Annotated in this window: 16 protein-coding genes; 9 read left to right on the top strand and 7 right to left on the bottom strand. The window is 68.2% G+C overall.

The annotated features are described in order from the left end of the window. The first annotated feature begins 56 nt into the window (after positions 1 to 56). Both atpD and DWF00_RS24755 read left to right on the top strand, forming a co-directional pair. A complete protein-coding gene (atpD, locus tag DWF00_RS24760; protein ID WP_114831623.1) occupies positions 57 to 1,529 on the top strand; it encodes a F0F1 ATP synthase subunit beta in 1,473 nt (490 codons plus the stop codon). 128 nt (positions 1,530 to 1,657) lie between these two features. Then, complete coding sequence (locus DWF00_RS24755) at positions 1,658 to 2,077, top strand: F0F1 ATP synthase subunit epsilon (protein ID WP_114831624.1); 420 nt, start codon at positions 1,658 to 1,660, stop codon at positions 2,075 to 2,077. 162 nt (positions 2,078 to 2,239) lie between these two features. Here DWF00_RS24755 and putA read toward each other — a convergent pair whose 3' ends face one another. Beyond that, positions 2,240 to 5,392: a bifunctional proline dehydrogenase/L-glutamate gamma-semialdehyde dehydrogenase PutA gene (putA, locus tag DWF00_RS24750; protein ID WP_114831625.1), complete on the bottom strand. Its 3,153-nt coding sequence runs from the start codon at positions 5,390 to 5,392 to the stop codon at positions 2,240 to 2,242. Positions 5,393 to 5,521: 129 nt separating this feature from the next. Between putA and DWF00_RS24745 the strand changes: the two genes are divergently transcribed. From DWF00_RS24745 to DWF00_RS24735, 3 genes are all read left to right on the top strand, one after another. Beyond that, the gene (locus tag DWF00_RS24745) at positions 5,522 to 5,977 is read left to right on the top strand and encodes an Lrp/AsnC ligand binding domain-containing protein (protein ID WP_114831626.1); all 456 of its coding nucleotides are present in this window, start codon (positions 5,522 to 5,524) and stop codon (positions 5,975 to 5,977) included. A gap of 325 nt (positions 5,978 to 6,302) precedes the next feature. Beyond that, positions 6,303 to 7,358 carry an ABC transporter substrate-binding protein gene (locus DWF00_RS24740; RefSeq protein WP_114831627.1) on the top strand — a complete coding sequence of 352 codons (1,056 nt, stop codon included), beginning with the start codon at positions 6,303 to 6,305 and terminating at the stop codon, positions 7,356 to 7,358. A 132-nt stretch (positions 7,359 to 7,490) separates the two neighbouring features. Continuing rightward, positions 7,491 to 9,107 (top strand): acyl-CoA synthetase, encoded by a 1,617-nt coding sequence (locus DWF00_RS24735; protein WP_114831628.1) that lies wholly within the window; start codon positions 7,491 to 7,493, stop codon positions 9,105 to 9,107. Here DWF00_RS24735 and DWF00_RS24730 read toward each other — a convergent pair. The 4 genes from DWF00_RS24730 to DWF00_RS24715 form a co-directional block, all read right to left on the bottom strand. After that, positions 9,076 to 10,212 (bottom strand): GNAT family N-acetyltransferase, encoded by a 1,137-nt coding sequence (locus DWF00_RS24730; RefSeq protein ID WP_114831629.1) that lies wholly within the window; start codon positions 10,210 to 10,212, stop codon positions 9,076 to 9,078. The genes DWF00_RS24735 and DWF00_RS24730 overlap by 32 nt on opposite strands. Before the next feature lie 123 nt (positions 10,213 to 10,335). Then, positions 10,336 to 11,445, bottom strand: coding sequence for a CobW family GTP-binding protein (locus tag DWF00_RS24725; RefSeq protein WP_114831658.1), 1,110 nt, complete (start codon positions 11,443 to 11,445; stop codon positions 10,336 to 10,338). A gap of 13 nt (positions 11,446 to 11,458) precedes the next feature. Further along, positions 11,459 to 12,361 carry a DMT family transporter gene (locus DWF00_RS24720; RefSeq protein WP_114831630.1) on the bottom strand — a complete coding sequence of 301 codons (903 nt, stop codon included), beginning with the start codon at positions 12,359 to 12,361 and terminating at the stop codon, positions 11,459 to 11,461. A 92-nt stretch (positions 12,362 to 12,453) separates the two neighbouring features. Continuing rightward, positions 12,454 to 14,028, bottom strand: coding sequence for a D-alanyl-D-alanine carboxypeptidase family protein (locus DWF00_RS24715; protein ID WP_114831631.1), 1,575 nt, complete (start codon positions 14,026 to 14,028; stop codon positions 12,454 to 12,456). A gap of 186 nt (positions 14,029 to 14,214) precedes the next feature. On the opposite strand from DWF00_RS24715, the gene DWF00_RS24710 reads away from it, so the two are divergent. From DWF00_RS24710 to DWF00_RS24700, 3 genes are read left to right on the top strand one after another with little or no spacing between them, the layout of a single operon-like run. Beyond that, entirely contained in the window at positions 14,215 to 15,117 is a 903-nt protein-coding gene (locus DWF00_RS24710; protein WP_114831632.1) for a DMT family transporter, read from the top strand. Between the two features lie 59 nt (positions 15,118 to 15,176). Then, complete coding sequence (locus tag DWF00_RS24705; RefSeq protein WP_114831633.1) at positions 15,177 to 15,455, top strand: type II toxin-antitoxin system RelE/ParE family toxin; 279 nt, start codon at positions 15,177 to 15,179, stop codon at positions 15,453 to 15,455. A gap of 24 nt (positions 15,456 to 15,479) precedes the next feature. Beyond that, on the top strand, positions 15,480 to 15,791 hold the full coding sequence (locus DWF00_RS24700; RefSeq protein WP_114831634.1) for a HigA family addiction module antitoxin: 312 nt from the start codon (positions 15,480 to 15,482) through the stop codon (positions 15,789 to 15,791). A 24-nt stretch (positions 15,792 to 15,815) separates the two neighbouring features. Here DWF00_RS24700 and DWF00_RS24695 read toward each other — a convergent pair whose 3' ends face one another. Next, complete coding sequence (locus DWF00_RS24695) at positions 15,816 to 16,118, bottom strand: addiction module antidote protein (protein ID WP_114831635.1); 303 nt, start codon at positions 16,116 to 16,118, stop codon at positions 15,816 to 15,818. 2 nt (positions 16,119 to 16,120) lie between these two features. Next, the gene (locus tag DWF00_RS24690; RefSeq protein ID WP_114831636.1) at positions 16,121 to 16,420 is read right to left on the bottom strand and encodes a type II toxin-antitoxin system RelE/ParE family toxin; all 300 of its coding nucleotides are present in this window, start codon (positions 16,418 to 16,420) and stop codon (positions 16,121 to 16,123) included. A 188-nt stretch (positions 16,421 to 16,608) separates the two neighbouring features. Between DWF00_RS24690 and DWF00_RS24685 the strand changes: the two genes are divergently transcribed. After that, positions 16,609 to 17,778, top strand: coding sequence for an acetyl-CoA acetyltransferase (locus DWF00_RS24685; protein ID WP_114831637.1), 1,170 nt, complete (start codon positions 16,609 to 16,611; stop codon positions 17,776 to 17,778). The last annotated feature ends 23 nt before the right edge of the window (positions 17,779 to 17,801 follow it).

Here is a 17,801-nt window from a genome sequence, read left to right as displayed (position 1 = left end):
CGCGGCTTAGCCCGCAGGTCGCCTGAAACGCTGAACGCGCATCCGAGGTTCGAACCATGGCCAAAGCCGCAACCAAGACCACCAAGACGAAGACCGACGAGAAGCCCGCCAACACCGGCACCGGCCGCGTCACGCAGGTCATCGGCGCCGTCGTCGACGTGCAGTTCGACGGCGAGCTGCCGGAGATCCTGAACGCGCTCGAGACGCAGAACCTCGGTAACCGCCTGGTCCTCGAGGTCGCCCAGCATCTCGGCGAGAACACCGTGCGCTGCATCGCGATGGACGCGAGCGAGGGCCTGGTCCGCGGCCAGGAGGTTACCGACACCGGCGCGCCGATCTCGGTCCCGGTCGGCGACGAGTGCCTCGGCCGCATCATGAACGTCATCGGCGAGCCGGTCGACGAGGCCGGCCCGATCCTGACCACCAACACCCGCGGCATCCACCAGCCGGCTCCGAGCTATGCCGAGCAGGCCACGGAAGCGCAGATCCTGGTCACCGGCATCAAGGTCGTCGACCTGCTGGCTCCCTACGCCAAGGGCGGCAAGATCGGCCTGTTCGGCGGCGCCGGCGTCGGCAAGACCGTGCTGATCATGGAGCTGATCAACAACGTCGCGAAGGCCCATGGCGGCTACTCGGTGTTCGCCGGCGTCGGCGAGCGCACCCGCGAGGGCAACGACCTCTATCACGAGATGATCGAGTCGGGCGTGAACAAGAAGGGCGGCGGCGAGGGCTCCAAGTGCGCCCTGGTCTACGGCCAGATGAACGAACCCCCGGGCGCCCGCATGCGCGTCGCGCTGTCGGGCCTCACCGTCGCGGAAGACTTCCGCGACCGCGGCCAGGACGTGTTGTTCTTCGTCGACAACATCTTCCGCTTCACGCAGGCCGGCTCGGAAGTGTCGGCGCTGCTCGGCCGCATTCCTTCGGCGGTCGGCTATCAGCCGACGCTCGCGACCGACATGGGCAACCTGCAGGAGCGCATCACCACCACCAACAAGGGCTCGATCACCTCGGTGCAGGCGATCTACGTGCCGGCGGACGACCTGACCGACCCGGCGCCCGCGACCTCCTTCGCCCACCTGGACGCCACGACGGTGCTGTCGCGCTCGATCGCGGAAAAGGGCATCTACCCGGCGGTCGACCCGCTCGACTCGACCTCGCGCATGCTCTCGGCCGCGATCGTCGGCGAGGAGCACTACAACATCGCCCGCCAGGTCCAGCAGATCCTCCAGCGCTACAAGGCCCTGCAGGACATCATCGCGATCCTGGGCATGGACGAGCTCTCGGAAGAGGACAAGATCTCGGTCGCCCGCGCCCGCAAGATCGAGCGCTTCCTGTCGCAGCCGTTCTTCGTCGCAGAAGTCTTCACCGGCTCGCCGGGCAAGCTGGTCGCGCTCGAGGACACGATCAAGGGCTTCAAGGGCCTGGTCGAAGGCAAGTACGACCACCTGCCGGAAGCGGCCTTCTACATGGTCGGCTCGATCGACGAAGCCGTCGAGAAGGCCCAGCGCCTGGCCGCCGAAGCGGCGTGATCTGCCGGCGTCGTCCCGGGCGCGGTATTGCCGCGCTTCGGGATCGCGCTGCGATCAGCCTATCAAGATGCGATCCCGGTGCGCGGCTTGGCCTCGGCCGGGATGACTGAATCAGCGGAGCGCCTCGAATGGCCACCTTCAAGTTCGAACTCGTCTCGCCGGAGAGCATCCTGTTCTCGGGCGAGGTCAACAGCGTGATCGTTCCCGCGGTCGAGGGCGAGATGACCGTGCTGGCCGGCCATGCGCCGGTCGTGGCGACGCTGAAGCCGGGCATCCTCGTGCTGATCAAGACCGATAACAGCAATGGGAAAGAGTTCTTCGTCTCGGGCGGCATCGTCGAGATCAACCCGACCGGCATGACGATCCTGGCCGAGCAGGCCAGGTTCATCGAGGACGTCGATACTGCGGTGCTCGATCAGGAAATCCTGACCGCCGAGACCCGCCTCGCGGCTGCGCCCGAGGACGAGAGCGAGCAGCGCCGCCTGCATGACCAACTCGTGCAGCTCAAGGAATTCCGCAACGTCTTCGAAGAGCGCCGGGCGAACTGATTCCCTTCTCCCCTCGGGGGAGAAGGTGTCTGCGGAGCAGACGGATGAGGGAAGGGTCGCGCAAGCGGCCCTTTTTTCTTCTGTAGGCACCGAGGCGGACTTCCCTCATCCGTCTCGGCTTCGCCGAGCCACCTTCTCCCCCGAGGGGAGAAGGAAGAGGGCTCACTCCCCCATCGCGATCAAGCTCGCGTTCCCGCCGGCCGCCGCCGTGTTGACCGTCACCGTCTGCTCGGTGGCGAAGCGGGCGAGGTAGTGCGGGCCGCCGGCCTTTGGCCCCGTCCCGGACAACCCGTGGCCGCCGAAGGGCTGCACGCCAACGACCGCGCCGATGATGTTGCGGTTGACGTAGACGTTGCCGGCCGAGAGCCGCTCGGCGACGCGCGCCACCGTGGTCTCGATGCGCGAGTGAACGCCGAGCGTCAGGCCGTAGCCGGTTGAATCGATCTGGTCGATGACCTTGTCGAGCTCGCCCGCCTTCCATCTGACGACATGCAGGATCGGGCCGAAATGCTCCTGCGCGAGGTCGCCGATCTTGTCGAGCCTGACGATATGCGGCGCGACATAGGTGCCGCCGAGCGCGGGCTCGGTCCCGGCCCATTCGAGCCGGCCGAGCTTGCGCATCGCGGCGACATGGGCGTCGAGCCGCTGCTTGGCGGGAGCGTCGATGACCGGGCCGACATGGACGTCGATCTGGCGGGGATCGCCGAGCTTCAGCTCCTTGGCGGCGCCGGTGATCATCTCCAGCACCTTGTCGGCGACGTCCTCCTGCACGACGAGCAGGCGCAAGGCCGAGCAGCGCTGGCCGGCGGAGCGGAAGGCCGAGGTCACGACGTCGTCGGAGACCTGCTCGGGCAGGGCGGTCGCGTCGACGATCATGGCGTTGAGGCCGCCGGTCTCGGCGATCAGCGGCACGATCGGCCCGTCTTTGGCGGCGAGCGTGCGATTGATATGGCGCGCGGTCGCGGTCGAGCCGGTGAAGGCGACGCCCGCCACGGCCGGATGCGCGACCAGCCTGCCGCCGACATCGCCGCCGCCGGGCGCGAGCTGGAGCGCCGTCACCGGCACGCCGGCCTCGTGCAGGATGCGCACGGCGACGGTTGCGATCAGCGGCGTCTGCGGCGCCGGCTTGGCGACGACGCTGTTGCCGGCGACGAGCGCGGCCGCGACCTGGCCGGTGAAGATCGCCAGCGGGAAGTTCCAGGGCGCGATGCAGAGGAAGGGGCCGCGCCCGCGCAGGACCAGCCGGTTCTCCTCGCCGGTCGGGCCGGGCAGGACTTGCGGCGTGGCGAAATGCGCCTCGGCCTCGGCGGCGTAGTAGCGGCAGAAATCGACCGTCTCGCGCAGCTCGGAAATGGCGTCGTCGAGCGTCTTGCCGGCCTCGGCCTGGAGCAGGGCGAGCAGCAGGCCGCGGCGCTCCTCCATCAGGTCGGCGGCCTTGCGCAACGCGGCGGCGCGGGTGCGGGCCGGCGTGCGGCTCCAGGCGATGAAGCCGGCCTTGGCGGCGAGCATGGCGCGCTCGGCGAGCGCTTCGTCGGCTTCCGCGACCGTGCCGATCGGCTTGCCGTCGATCGGGGAGAGGACGGGGCGTGGCGACTTGCCCTCGGGCTTGCCGTCGATAAGCGCGGTCGCTGCCGGGAAGGGCTTGGCGGAGGCGGCTGCGATCTCGGCCTGGAGCGCGGTCAGGCTCTCGTCATAGCCGAGCTCGACGCCGGCCGAGTTCTTGCGGCTGGCGCCGTACATGTCGGCGGGTAGCGGAATGCGGCGGTGGCGGGCTCCGGCGGGCGTGCCGATCAGATCGGCCGGCGGCACCAGCAACTGCGAGACCGGCACGTCGGGATCGCCGGAGACGCTGACGAAGGAGGAGTTGGCGCCGTTCTCGAGCAGGCGGCGCACGAGATAGGCGAGCAGGTCCTGATGGCCGCCGACCGGCGCATAGGTGCGGCAGGCGAAGCCGGAATTCTCGTTGAGCAGCTTCTCGTAGAGCGCCTCGCCCATGCCGTGCAGGCGCTGGAACTCGAAGCCCAGATCTTTGCTAAGACGGCCGTCCGGCCGGGCGGCTTTTTCGTTCCCCGCCATCTCCGCCACAGTCGCGACGGTGAGCGCGTTATGCGTGGCGAATTGCGGGATGATGCGCGGGCGCAAGGCCAGAAGCTGCGCGGCGCAGGCCTCGTAGTTCAGGTCGGTCATCGCCTTGCGGGTGAAGACGGGATAGTCGGGCAGGCCGCGCTCCTGGGCGCGCTTCAGCTCGGTGTCCCAATAGGCACCCTTGACGAGGCGGACCATCAGGCGCCGGTCATGCTGTTCGGCCAGCGCCGCGATATGGTCGATCACCGCCGAGGCGCGTTTCTGGTAGGCCTGGATCGCGAGGCCGAAGCCGTCCCAGCCGGCGAGCGAGGGATCGGCCAGCACGGCGTCGATGACGTCGAGCGAGAGCTCGAGCCGGTCGGCCTCCTCGGCGTCGATGGTGAAGTTGAGGTCGTAGGCCTTGGCCTGGCGCGCGAGCTCGATCGTCCTCGGCACCAGTTCGCTCAGCACGCGCTCATGGCTGGTCGCCTCGTAGCGCGGATGCAGGGCTGAGAGCTTGACCGAGATGCCGGGCCGGTTCGGCAGGGGCTCATTGCCGGCCGAGCGGCCGATCGCGTCGATCGCGGCGGCGTAGGAGGCGAAATAGCGGTCGGCATCGGCCTGGGTGCGAGCGCCCTCGCCGAGCATGTCGAAGGAATAGCGGTAGAGCTTGCCCGAGCCGGAGCGGGCGCGCTTCAGCGCCTCCTCGATGGTCTGGCCAAGCACGAAATGGTTGCCCATGACGCGCATGGCCTGGCGGGTCGCGGTGCGCACGGTCGGCAGGCCCAGCCGCTTGGCGAGGCCGCCGATGATGCTGGTCGGCGTCTCGCCGGGCTGGATGATGCGCGAGGTGATGCCGAGCGCCCAGGCCGAGGCCGAGACCAGGAAGGCGTCCGACTTGGATTCGTGATGGGCGAAATCGCCTTGGCCGAGCTTGTCCTCGATCAGTTGGTCGGCGGTGGCGGCGTCGGGCACGCGCAGCAACGCCTCGGCCAGCACCATCAGCGCCAGGCCCTCCTTGGTCGAGAGCGAATACTCGCGCAGCAACTCCTCGATGCCGCCGAGGCCGACCTTGCGGTTGCGGATGGCCTCGATCAGCCCGGTGGCGCGCTGGTCGATCCGCGCCCTGGCGGCGGGCTCGCGCCGCGCTCCCGCCAGCAGGCGCCCGGCAATCGCCGCATCATCCTCGGCATAAGCAGCGCGGAAGGCGGGCACCGAACGGGCAAGCGGGCGGGGGGCAGGGGCGGCCATGACGGGCTCCGGGCGGGTGAAGCGGGATGATCTGAAGGATCGTTCCGACTCTGCCGGATATCAATAGTCGTTTACGCTGAGATGACCTATGAATCGCTGTCATAAATCCACTGAATAGAGAATTATCCCGTGCTGGATCGTACCGACCGCCGCATCCTCGCGCTGCTGCAATCCGACGGCCGCATTGCCGGCGTCGAGCTGGCCGAGAAGGTCGGGCTGTCGCCGACGGCGACGGGCGAGCGGCTGAAACGGCTCACGCGCGACGGCTACATCACCGGCTATCGCGCCACGCTCGATCCGCTGAAGCTCGGCCTCAACCTGCTGGTTTTCGTCGAGGTCTATCTCGACAAGACGACGCCCGACGCATTCGAGCGCTTCGCCAATGCGGTGAAGCGGGCGCCGGAGGTGCTGGAGTGCCATATGGTCGCCGGCGGCTTCGACTACCTGGTCAAGACGCGCGTCGCCGACATGAACGCCTATCGCCGCTTCCTCGGTGAGGTGCTGCTGGCGCTGCCGGCGGTGCGGGAGACGCGGACCTATGCCGTGATGGAGGAGGTGAAGACCGACGGGGCGCTGCCGCTTTAGCGACCGGTTGATAATTCTACTGGCGCGGCCGATCAGCCGTACCCGTCATTGCGAGCGCAGCGAAGCAACCCAGGGGTCTCGCTCGCCCGGTCCCCCTGGGTTGCTTCGTCGCTACGCTCCTCGCAATGACGCGGAGAGCTGATCGGCCGCGAGTCCAGCGCCCACAGGTGGCGGCTTAAGGCGGTGTTCATGTCGGCTCGGCATGATTTCCGTCAGGTCCGCTCGATCAGGCCAGCGCAAGGGTCCTTTGCCAGGGTCTTGCCGATGCCGATGACGGGCTGCCCGCCGATCTCGTTTCCCTCGCGCGCTGAATCCGGAGCCGCCGATGTCTGCCAATGAAGTCCAGGGATCGTTTGGCCGGCGCCGCCTGTTCGGCCTGCTGGGCGCTCTCGGCGCTGCCCTGGTGAGCTTCAGCGGCTTCCATTCGGCCTCGGCCCAGACGCCGGTGCGCTTCACGCTGGACTGGCGCTTCGAGGGGCCGGCGGCGTTGTTCCTGATGGCGCAGGAGAAGGGCTATTTCAAAGCCGAGGGGCTCGACGTCACCATCGATGCCGGCAACGGCTCGCGCGAGTCGATCCCGCGGGTGGCCTCCGGCGCCTATGATGCCGGCTTCGGCGACGTCAACGCGCTGATCCGCTATCGCGACGAGAATCCGAGCATCGACCTCAAGGCGGTGATGATGGTCTATGACAGGCCGCCCTTCGCCATCGTCGGCCGCAAGAGCCGCGGCGTCACCAGCGACGTGAAGACGCTCGAGGGCAAGAAGTTCGGCGCGCCGGCGGCGGACGCCGCCTTCGCGCACTGGCCGATCTTCAAGGCCGTGAACAAGATCGACGACAGCAAGATCCGGCTGGAGAATGTCGGCTTCCCCGTGCGCGAGCCGATGCTGGCCGCCGGCGAGGTCGATGCCGTGTTCGGCTTCGCCAACTCCTCCTTCATCAACCTGAAGGCGCGCGGCGTGCCGGCCGACGATATCGTCACCCTGCTGATGGCGGATTACGGCGTCGAGCTCTACGGCAACGCGGTGATGGTCTCGCCGAAATTCGCGGCCGAGAAGCCCGATGCGGTGCGCGGGCTGCTGCGGGCGATCACCCAGAGCATCAAGGACGCGATCGCCAATCCCGAAATTGGTGGCCAGCTCGTGATCAAGCGCAACGACATCGCCAGGCTCGATGTCGAGGTCGAGCGGCTCAAGATGACGATCGAGCAGAACGTGATGACGCCCTGGGCCAGGACCAACGGCTTCGGCGGCATCGACCCTGCCCGCTGGGTCCGCGCGCTCGACCAATTGGCGCTGGCGGCTCCGTTCCGCGACAAGGAGAGGGCGGGCACCGCCTTCACCGAGAGCTATTTGCCGCCGCACGAGCAGCGGAAGTTTTGAGCCAGCCGCTCGCATCCGGCGAATGCCCGGAGGGCAGCAGGCGAATGGCGGGCGCGGAGTGACGGTGCTAGAAGCGTGACGCCTTGACGACGGCGTGCCGCCGCCACCCGTTCCGCCTTCGCTCCGGACCCGATGCTGCCAGACCTGCGTGACTACGACCGCCTGCGCGCCGAATTTCGTTGGCGGATTCCCGAACGCTACAACATCGCCGTCGATGTCTGCGACCGCTGGGCCGAGCGCGAGCCCGGGCGCACGGCGATCATCGAGGTTGCGCCGGATTGGCGCGCGACGCCGGTCAGCTTCGGCACGCTGCGGGAGCAGTCGAACCAACTGGCGAACGCGCTGCGGGCGCGAGGTATCGCCCGGGGCGACCGGGTCGCGATCCTGCTGCCGCAGGGGCGGGCGGTACTGGTCTCGCATCTGGCGGCCTACAAGCTGGGGGCCATCGCGGTGCCGCTGGCGGCTCTGTTCGGCGTCGATGCGCTGGCCTATCGGCTGGGCGATTCCGGCGCGAAGGCCATCGTCACCAATGCCGTCGGCCTCGCCAAGCTGCGGCAGATCGCCGAGCCGCCTGCCGAACTGGAGCTGGCCGTCTCGACCGATGGCGCGGGTGCGGGCGCCGAGGATTGGGAGCGGCTGCTCGGCGAAGCCAGCCCTGATTTCGCGCCGGTCGCGACCGGTCCCGACGATCCGGCGCTGATGATCTACACCTCCGGCACGACCGGCAATCCCAAGGGCGCGCTGCATGGCCACCGCGTGCTGCCGGGCCATTTGCCGGGCGTGCAGATGGTGCACGAGTTCCTGCCTGAGACGGGCGACCTCGCCTGGACGCCGGCGGATTGGGCCTGGGCTGGCGGGCTGCTCAACATGCTGCTGCCGGCGCTACATTTCGGCGTGCCGGTGGTAGCGTGGCCACAGCTCAAGTTCGATCCCGAGGCGGCCTTCCGGCTGATGGCCGATCTCGGCATCCGCAACGCCTTCATCCCGCCGACGGCGCTGCGGATGCTGCGTTCGGTCGAACGGCCGCGCGAGCGTTTTGCGCTCAACCTGCGCACCATTGCCTCAGCCGGCGAGGCGCTTGGGGCCGAGACACTGGAATGGGGTCGCGAGGCGCTCGGGCTGACGATCAATGAGGCCTATGGCCAGACCGAGTGCAACCTCGTGCTCTCCTCCTGCGCCGCGATCGGCATCAGCAAACCGGGCTTCATCGGCAAGGCGACGCCGGGGCACGAGGTCGCGGTGATCCGGCCGGATGGCTCCTTCTGTGCGCCCGGCGAGGAGGGGCAGATTGCCATCCACCGGCCGAACCCGGTGATGTTCCTCGGCTATTGGCGCAAGCCGGAGGCGACGGCGGAAAAATTCATCGGCGACTGGATGACGACCGGCGATCAGGCGGTCGGCGACGCCGAGGGCTATGTCCGCTTCGTCGGCCGCGACGACGACGTCATCACCTCCTCGGGCTATCGCATCGGCCCGGTCGAGATCGAGGATTGCCTGCTGCGGCATCCCGCGGTCGCGCTTGCCGCCGTCGTCGGCAAGCCGGATGCGCTGCGCACCGAGATCGTCAAGGCCTTCGTCGTGCTGAAGCCGGGCTTTTCGCCCTCGCCAGAGCTGGTCGGCGAGCTTCAGGCCTTCGTCCGCGAGCGGCTCTCGGCGCATGAATATCCGCGCGAGATCGCCTTCCGCGACGAGCTGCCGCTGACCACGACCGGCAAGATCATTCGCCGGCTGCTGCGCGCCGAAGCCTGAAACCGCCGCGGCGCAAGGCGTCGCGGGCGCGCAGGGCTAGGTGCTTCGGCGAATGCTCGGGGCGCGCCGATACCGTAAACCCGCCGATGGCAATGGGAGCGGCCCCCGACAGGGATTGCCCGCTTCGGCGCAGGATCTGGCGTGCGGGCGTCGCCTGCTGCATCAGCGCGAGCAGAAGCCGCTCGGGCTCGAAGGCGGCGTAGGCCTCGTCCTGCGTCGAAACGTAGAGCCAGCCGCGCTGCGCCTTGCCGAGGATGATCGCGCCGGCGATGGGGCGTTCGCCCAGCATCAGCAGGCCGGTGCGGCATTGCCTGATGCGAGCGAGGCCGCGGGTCATCGCGCGGACGAAGCCGACCTCGCGCGTGTCCTGCAGCGTTGCATTGCCGGCGCGGGCGCGCGGGCCGGAGGCTTCCAGCGCCAGCACGATCTCGATCGCGTCGCGGATGTCGCTGCGCGGGCCGGCCTCGACCAGCGTCAGCTTGCCCTCGCGGGCGAGCGCCTGCTTGAGCGCGGTGGTGTCGGTCGGCTCGGCCTTGTGCAGTGGGCGAGGGGCTGCGGTGCGTTCCCGCCTGATCGGCAGGCCGAGCCGCTCGCCGGCGCGTTGCAAGGCCTGGGCGAAGGGGCCGTCAAGGTCGATCTCGCGCAGGGCGAGGCCACGACGGGCGGGCTTGCGGGTCAGGATCGCGTCGAGGACCTCGTCAGCCTGCAGGCGGTCGAGCAGTGGCGCGCCATTGAAGAGGCGCGGATCGGCGAGGACGGTGAGCGCATCCGGGCCGAACAGGCGGTTGTTCGGCAAGCAGGGCAGGAAGCCCATGAGGCGGCGTGCGGGGCTGCCCTCCGCACCTTGCCAGACCAGGATCGCAGCGGCGTCCCGGAAGGCGACGAGATGCTGGGCCGCGGCGAGCGCGATATCGGGCTCGAAGAACGGGTTGGGCTCGAGTGCGCGGGACGCGAGATCGCTCCAGGCGGCGCGGATCTCGGCGCAGTTGGAGAGTGGCCGGAACTCGAGATGCAGCGGCAAATCGGGAAGCGGAACGACGCGCGATCCGGCTGACAGCTGCGTGCTGCCGGTGCTGAGGCCTTCCAAAGCAACGATCCGATTCATCCGACCCTGCCCGTCCCTGCGCTGGATCGTCCCGGTGCGGTTCCGTGCCAGATTGGCAAGCGGAGAGGCGCGCGGCGGGCGATCAGGCGTTGGGGTTCAAAAGCGGGGCCAGAACGGTTTGTCTCAGGCCATGGCCGGCTTCGCCGTCTGGCCGAGGAAGGCGGCCCAGAGCCGCTGCACAATGGTCTCGTCGAGGTCCTTGACGATCAGGACGAGGCGGGAGCGATGGTCGGCGTCGGGCCAGCCCTCGAGCAGGACCGGCTCGTGCAGGATCTGCTGCACGGCATGGACCAGGAGCGGCTGCGCGGGGTTTTCGCTGAGCGCGACCAGGCCCTTCAGCCGCAGCAGCTTGGAGCCATGGGTCGAGCGCAGCAGCGTCCAGAACAGCTCGAAGCTCGCGAGGTTGATGGGCGTTTCGGCAGCCAGGACGAAGGCGCGGATGCTCTCGTCATGGCGGTTGACGTCGTGGTGGTGGCGCTGGCCGTGATGGTGCGCATCGTCGTGGTCGTGATGATGATCATGGCCATGGTGGTGGTCGTGACCACCGTCCTCCAACGCCTCTACGGCCAGCCACTGCCGCAGCGCGCCGGGCCTCCTGCTCAGATCGTAGAGGCCTGCGCTGATCAGGGCGTCCGCGGCGGCTTGCGGGCTTAGCAGGCGGATACCGGGATTGAGCGCGGTGAGCCGCAGCCGCAGCGGCTCGGCCGCTTCGGCGCCATCGAGCAGGTCGGCCTTGGTCAGCACGATGCGGTCGGCGGCGATGACCTGCCTGCGCGCCTCTTCGTGCTCATCGAGCGTCGCCATGCCGTTGACCGCGTCGACCAGCGTGACGACGCCGTCGAGCCGGAAGCGCATGGCGAGATAGGGGTGGTTGATCAGCACGTTCAGGATCGGGGCGGGATCGGCGAGGCCGGTGGTCTCGATCACGATGCGCCTGAAGGGAGCGATGCGGCCATTGTCGCGGCGGCGCAGCAGGTCCTCGAGCGTGACGATCAGGTCGTCGCGGATGGTGCAGCACAGGCAGCCCGAGGCGAGCAGGATCATGTTCTCCTCGACGCCCTGGATCAGCAGGTGGTCGAGGCCGATCTCGCCGAACTCGTTGACGATGACGAGCGTATCGGCCAGCGCCGGGTCCTTGAGCAGCCGGTTGAGCAGCGTCGTCTTGCCGGCGCCGAGGAAGCCGGTCAGCAGGGTGAGCGGGATCGGGGTTGGCTTCTTGTCTTCGCCGGTCATGCGTCGCGCCATGTCATGCCGGCGCTGGCTGCGCCCGCTTTTGTTCTAGTATTACATTGGCCATGATGGCGCCGACGACAAGTGCGCCGCCTGCATATTGCACCGGCCCGAGACGCTCGCCGAGCACGACAGCGGCGATGGCGACGCTGAAGACCGGTTCGGCGCAGAAGGCCAGGGCTGCGGCGCCCGGCGCGACGCGCGCCAGCGCCATGACCTGGAGCAGGAAGCCGAGCAGGTAGGTGCCGGTGGCAAGCGCGAAGGCGAGCGGGGCGACTGCGATCGCCTGTGGCGGCAGGAAGCCGCCGACGAGCCAGAGGATGATGATCGTGACCGGCAGGATCAGCAGGTGCGACCAGAGCAGCTTGGGCACCAGCGGTGTTCTGGCGCAGGCTCCTGCCGCAAAGAACTGGGCCGCGGCCAGCACGCTCGCGGCCATCGCCAAGGCGAGCCCGCGCAGATCGAGCCCGTCGAGGCCGGGTCCCACGACCAAGGCCACGCCGAGAAAGGCGACGAGTGCGATGACGAGCCGGTCGGGGCTGAAACGGGCCGGCGTCAGCAGCGGCTCGGCCAGCACGATCAGAACGGGGAAGGTGTAGAACACCACCGCCGCGACGCTGACCGGCACGAAGGCGACCGAGGAAAGGTAGGCCGAGCCGACCAGGGCACTGGTCAGGCCGAAGGCGATCAGCGGGCGGCCTTGCCCGGGCGGGATCCTCAGAGAAGCGCGCAGCAGCGCGGCTGCGACGCCGACCAGCGCCAGCATGATGAAGACGCGGTAGAACACCAGGAGCGGGCCGCTCAACCCGGCCTGGCCCGCCAACTGAGCGCCGATGATGTTGCTGCCAAAGGCGGCGGCCGAGGCCAGCGCGAGCGCAATGCCTTGCTGTCTCGCGGCGCTGTCAGGCCCGGCAATCACGTCAGAGCACGATGCCGAACCGGAGGTCCGCGCTAGCGAATAGTGGGAACCGGTTTTCGGACGACATCATGCTCCAGCGCTCTCGCGAGAGCTCAGGTGTCGCTGTTCTGCTTGGCCTTGGGCTTGGCGGCTGGCTTGCCGGCGCCCGGCTTCGCCGGCTGCGGCTTGGCCGCGGCATGGCTCGGCTTGGCCTTGCCCTCGGCCTTGGCCGGCTCGGGCTTGGCGACGAGCGGCTTGGCAGGGGTGCGCGCCGCCTGCTTGATGCCGGCGGCGGCACCGGGACGCAGGCTGGTCGCGGTCGCAGCGCCAGCTTGGATCGCGCCCTGGAGGCGCAGAGGGCCACCGGCGGCAGTGCCGTTGACCGGCGGCAGCGGATCGTCCTCGCCTTGCTCGGTGGTTGGCGCGAAGGCGCGGGTCGTGCCGGGAATGCCGCCATTATTGGAGGGCGTGCGCGTCGTGGGGATCAGGCCTGCGGCGACGGGGGCACCCGGCACGATCACCGGCGCGCCGCGCGCCACCTGGGTGTCGGCGCGGCCGGCGACATTGGCGGCGAGCGGAGCCGAGGCGGAGCCGGCGCTGCGGCCGAAGGCGACCGGGATCGGCACCATCTGGGCGCGCGGGCCGAGCGAGAGCCGGCCCGAGCCGGAGCGGCTGAGCATCGCGCCGGTCAGCGCCGGCTGTGGGCCGCCAACGGGGAAGCGGTCGGAGGTGCCTTCGGCATTGCCACCGAGAGCCTGGACGCCGACGCCGCTGATCGGCCCGGAGGAATCGGCATCGTCGGCCAGCGCCGCGCCGCCGCCCCTGCGGCGGACCTCGTCGCAGACGCTATAGGCGCGACCGCCGCTGCCGGAGGGCAGGCTTGCCACCGTGTAACCGCTGCCGCCCCATTTCGAGAAGCCGTCATCGAGCAGCTGCGCCGCCTTGACCGTGCGCTCGGTGCCGGAGACGGCGCCGAGCACGACGGCGATCAGGGTGCGGCCGCCGCGGTTCGCCACAGCCACGACATTGAAGCCCGACGCGCAGGTGAAGCCGGTCTTCATGCCGCCAATGCCGGAATAGCGGCCGACGAGCCCGTTGGTGTTGTGGATGATCTGCCGGCCGAGCTGGAGCGCGCCGGTGTTCCAATAGTCGGAATAATCCGGGAAATCATGCATCAGCGCCATGGCGAGCACGGCGAGGTCGCGGGCGCTGACCTGCTGGTTGGGGTCGTGCCAGCCATTGGGGTTGGTGAAGCGGGTGTCGCGCATGCCGAGCCGCTGCGCCTCGGCATTCATCATCGAGACGAAGGTCGGCACGTCGCCGCCGACGCCCTCGGCCACGACATAGGCGATGTCGTTGGCCGACTTCACCATCATGATGCGCAGCGCGTTGTCGAGCGTGATCTCCTGGCCCGGCTTGATGTAGACCTTCACGCGCGGCTGGCTGGCGGCCAGCCTGGAGGCGGGAATCGCGGTCTCCAGCCCAAGCTTGCCTGCGCGCACCGCCTTCAGCGCCAGGTAGATCGTCATCATCTTGGTGGTCGAGGCCGGGTGCCAGGCCTGCGTCGGGTTCTCGCTGGAGAGGACCTCGCCGCTATTGGCGTCGATCACGAGGCTGGTGCCGGCGAGCGCCGGAGCCGCCATTGCGAGGCCAAGGGCAAGGGTGATGGCGAAGCGGGAAGCGATCATCGGGCGGGTCTTGAACCTGTCTGGACGAGGGTTGAGGGTTCAACGCGACGCGTGCGGCATTTTCGAGACGGCGGGTTCAGCAACTCCGCCCGTTTATGCATACCTACCCCGACCCGAGCGATTTGCCTAGTCGCGCGTGCCGGTTCACAAGCCGGGAACACTTCCGCCAACTCCCCGGATGCTCGCGTGGGCTTCACACTTTTCTGGATTCCGGCGACGATCCTCGCCGCCCTGCTGCAGACTGCGCGCAACCTGACGCAGCGCTCGCTGACCGAGCTGATCGGCGTGATCGGCGCGACGCAAGTGCGTTTCCTGTTCGGCCTGCCCTTCGCGCTGCTGTTCCTCGTCCTGGTCTGCGTCGCCTCGGAGCGGCTGCCGCCGGCGATCAGCCTGACGACGCTCAGCGTCACCACCTGGGGCGCCGTGACGCAGATCGCCGCCACCGCGCTGATGCTGGCGGCGATGCGCGAGCGCTCCTTCGCCGTGACCACGGCCTATACCAAGACCGAGCCGGTGCAGGTCGCGGTGTTCGGCGCGCTGCTGCTGGGCGATGCGCTGAGCCTGTGGAAATTCATCGCGATCGTGGTCGCGACCGCAGGCGTCGTCGTGGTCTCGTGGAAGCCGGGCGAGAAGCTCTCGCGTGCCGGCATGCGCCCGGCCGTGCTCGGCATCGGGGCCGGGGCCTTCTTCGCGCTCTCGGCCATCGGCTATCGCGGCGCCATCCAGATGCTGCCGGAAGGTGGCTTCGTGATGCGGGCGACGACGATCCTGGCGCTGGGGCTCGCCCTGCAGACCACGATCCTGATGGTCTACATGCTGGCCGCCAACCGGCCGGCGCTGGTCTCGATCCTCAGGAACTGGCGGCCTTCGATCGTGGCCGGCCTGCTGGGGGCGGCGGCCTCGCAATTCTGGTTCATCGGCTTCTCGCTGACGACGGCCGCCAACGTGCGGACGCTCGGGCTGCTCGAAGTGCCGCTGGCCCAGATCGCCTCGCGCCGCATCTTCTCGGAGGGCACGAGCCGGCGGGAGCTTTTGGGCATGGCGATGATCGTGGGCGGGGTCGGTCTGCTGCTGATGCTGGCGATCTGAGCTGGGTCTGCTGTAAGCAAGATGTTGACATGCGTAAGCTGATTGCTTACGCATAGTCCATGCTGAAAAGCTTCCGCAGCAAGCCTCTTGCCGATCTCTGGTCGATAGGCCGCACGTCGAAGATCGACAAGAAGCTGCACGGCCGCGTCCTGCGTCGGCTGGATGCACTGGAGACCGCTGTTCGCCCTGAAGACATGAACCTTCCGGGCTTCGATTTCCACAGCCTGCGCGGCTTCGACCCGACGCGCTACACCGTTCACGTGAACGGCCCTTGGTGCATCACGTTCGAGTTCGAGGACGGAGACGCCTATCGCATCGACTTCGAGCAATACCACTGACAGATTCTCCGCCAGGAGCATGCCATGATCGAATACTCCGCCACTCGTTTGAAGGATCGTTGCCCGACCCACCCGGGCGCGCTGCTGCGTGAGGATATCATTCCCGCTACGGGCAAGCCGAAGGCCGAGATCGCGCGCCTGCTCGGCATCTCGCGCCAGCACCTCCATGACATCCTGTCCGAGACCAAGCCTGTCTCGCCCGCCGTCGCGGTTCGGCTCGGCAAGCTGTTCGGCAATGGCGCGGGGCTATGGGTGCGCATGCAGGGCGCGTTCGATACGTGGCACGCCGAGCGCGAGGTGGATGTTTCCAACATCCCGACGCTGACGGCGGCATAGGCCGGAGATTCACAAATCCGCGTCCTACGCGGCTTTGTCGTGGCCGGCGCGGACGACCGACAATCTGTAGCCGAGCGCCTCAATCACTTTCAGGATTGTGGCGAATTCCGGGTTGGCTTCCTTGCTGAGCGCCTTGTAGAGCGCCTGGCGCGACAGGCCGGTATCCTTCGCCAGATCGGTCATGCCGCGAGCGCGCGCGACGACGCCGAGCGCATCCGCGATCTCGGCCGAGGTGCCATCCTCGAAGGTCGCGGCGAGGTACTCCTCGATCGCCGTATCGCTGGTCAGGTAGCGGGTCGGGTCGAATTCCCTGGTTTCCAGAGGCATCGTCATGTCTCCTCGTATTGCCGCGCCAACTCTTTTGCCTTGCGGATATCGGCCTCCTGAGTACGCTTGTCTCCACCGCACAGGAGGATGATCAGCACAGAACCCTTCTGGGCCAGATAGACCCGGTAGCCGGGGCCGTAATCGACCCGCAATTCACTCAAGCCCTCGCCGATCGGCTTGATGTCGCCGGGATTGCCGGCACCGAGCCGAGCGATCCGATTGGCGATCCGGGCTCTGGCGCGCTCATCGCGAAGCTTGTCCAACCACGAGCTGAACTCCTTGGTTTCGCGGATCGTGATCATGGCATTATGTAACCTAGGAAGCACATTTTGTCAACTATAGGAGACATTTTGTGCCGTTGAGGTATCGATGGAGCCATCCGGCGTAGCTGCCCTCATCCGCGCACTGCCGTAATGCGCGACTGCCGGCTTGCGGGATGGCGGCGGCGGGGGCAAGTAACGTGTAAGCACACAGAATGCGGAGAAACGCCATGAGCGCTGCGATCGTCGGCTGGGCCCATACGCCGTTCGGCAAGCAGGATGCGGAGACCGTCGAGAGCCTGATCGTCAAGGTGGCGACCGAGGCGCTGGTCGATGCCGGCATCACCGCCGACCAGGTCGACGAGATCGTGCTCGGCCATTACAACGCGGGCTTCTCCGCTCAGGACTTCACCGCCTCGCTCGTGCTCCAGGCCGATCCGGCGCTGCGCTTCAAGCCGACGACGCGGGTCGAGAATGCCTGCGCCACCGGCTCGGCCGCGGTGCATCAGGGCGTGCGCGCCATCAAGGCCGGCGCCGCCAAGATCGTGCTCGTCGTCGGCGTCGAGCAAATGACCAAGACGCCCTCCGCCGATATCGGCAAGTTCCTGCTGAAAGCCTCCTACCTGCCGGAGGATGGCGACACCCCGGCCGGGTTCGCCGGCGTCTTCGGCAATATCGCCGCCGCCTATTTCCAGCGCCATGGCGACCAGTCCGATGCGCTCGCGATGATCGCGGCCAAGAACCACAAGAACGGCGTCGAGAACCCCTATGCCCAGATGCGCAAGGATCTCGGCTATGCCTTCTGCCGCGAGGAGAGCGAGAAGAACCCCTTCGTCGCCGGCCCGCTGAAGCGCACCGACTGCTCGCTGGTCTCGGACGGCGCCGCCGCGCTGGTGCTGGCCGACGAGGAGACCGCGCTCTCGATGCGCCGCGCCGTCGGCTTCCGCGGCATGGCCCATGTCCAGGACTTCCTGCCGATGTCGAAGCGCGACATCCTGAAGTTCGAGGGCGGAGCGCTCGCCTGGCAGAAGGCCCTGGCCGCTGCCGGCGTCGTGCTGGAGGACCTCTCCTTCGTCGAGACGCATGACTGCTTCACCATCGCCGAGCTGATCGAATACGAGGCGATGGGCCTGACCCGGGAAGGCGACGGGGCGCGGGCCATCAAGGAAGGCTGGACGCAGAAGGACGGCAAGCTGCCGGTCAACGTCTCCGGCGGCCTCAAGGCCAAGGGCCACCCGATCGGCGCGACCGGCGTCTCCATGCACGTGCTCTCCGCCATGCAGCTCACCGGCGAGGCGCCGGAGGGGATGCAGGTCAGCGATGCCCGCCTCGGCGGCATCTTCAACATGGGCGGGGCTGCCGTGGCGAACTACGTCTCGGTGCTCGAGCGGATCAGGTAGGCGCCTGCACGTGACCCTTTCCC

The sequence above is a fragment of the Allobosea caraganae genome, assembly GCF_003351345.1.
In the GTDB taxonomy this organism is placed as follows: domain Bacteria; phylum Pseudomonadota; class Alphaproteobacteria; order Rhizobiales; family Beijerinckiaceae; genus Allobosea; species Allobosea caraganae.
The sequence above is the reverse complement of the archived record's forward strand: the minus strand, read 5'-3'. Positions and strand labels throughout refer to the sequence as shown.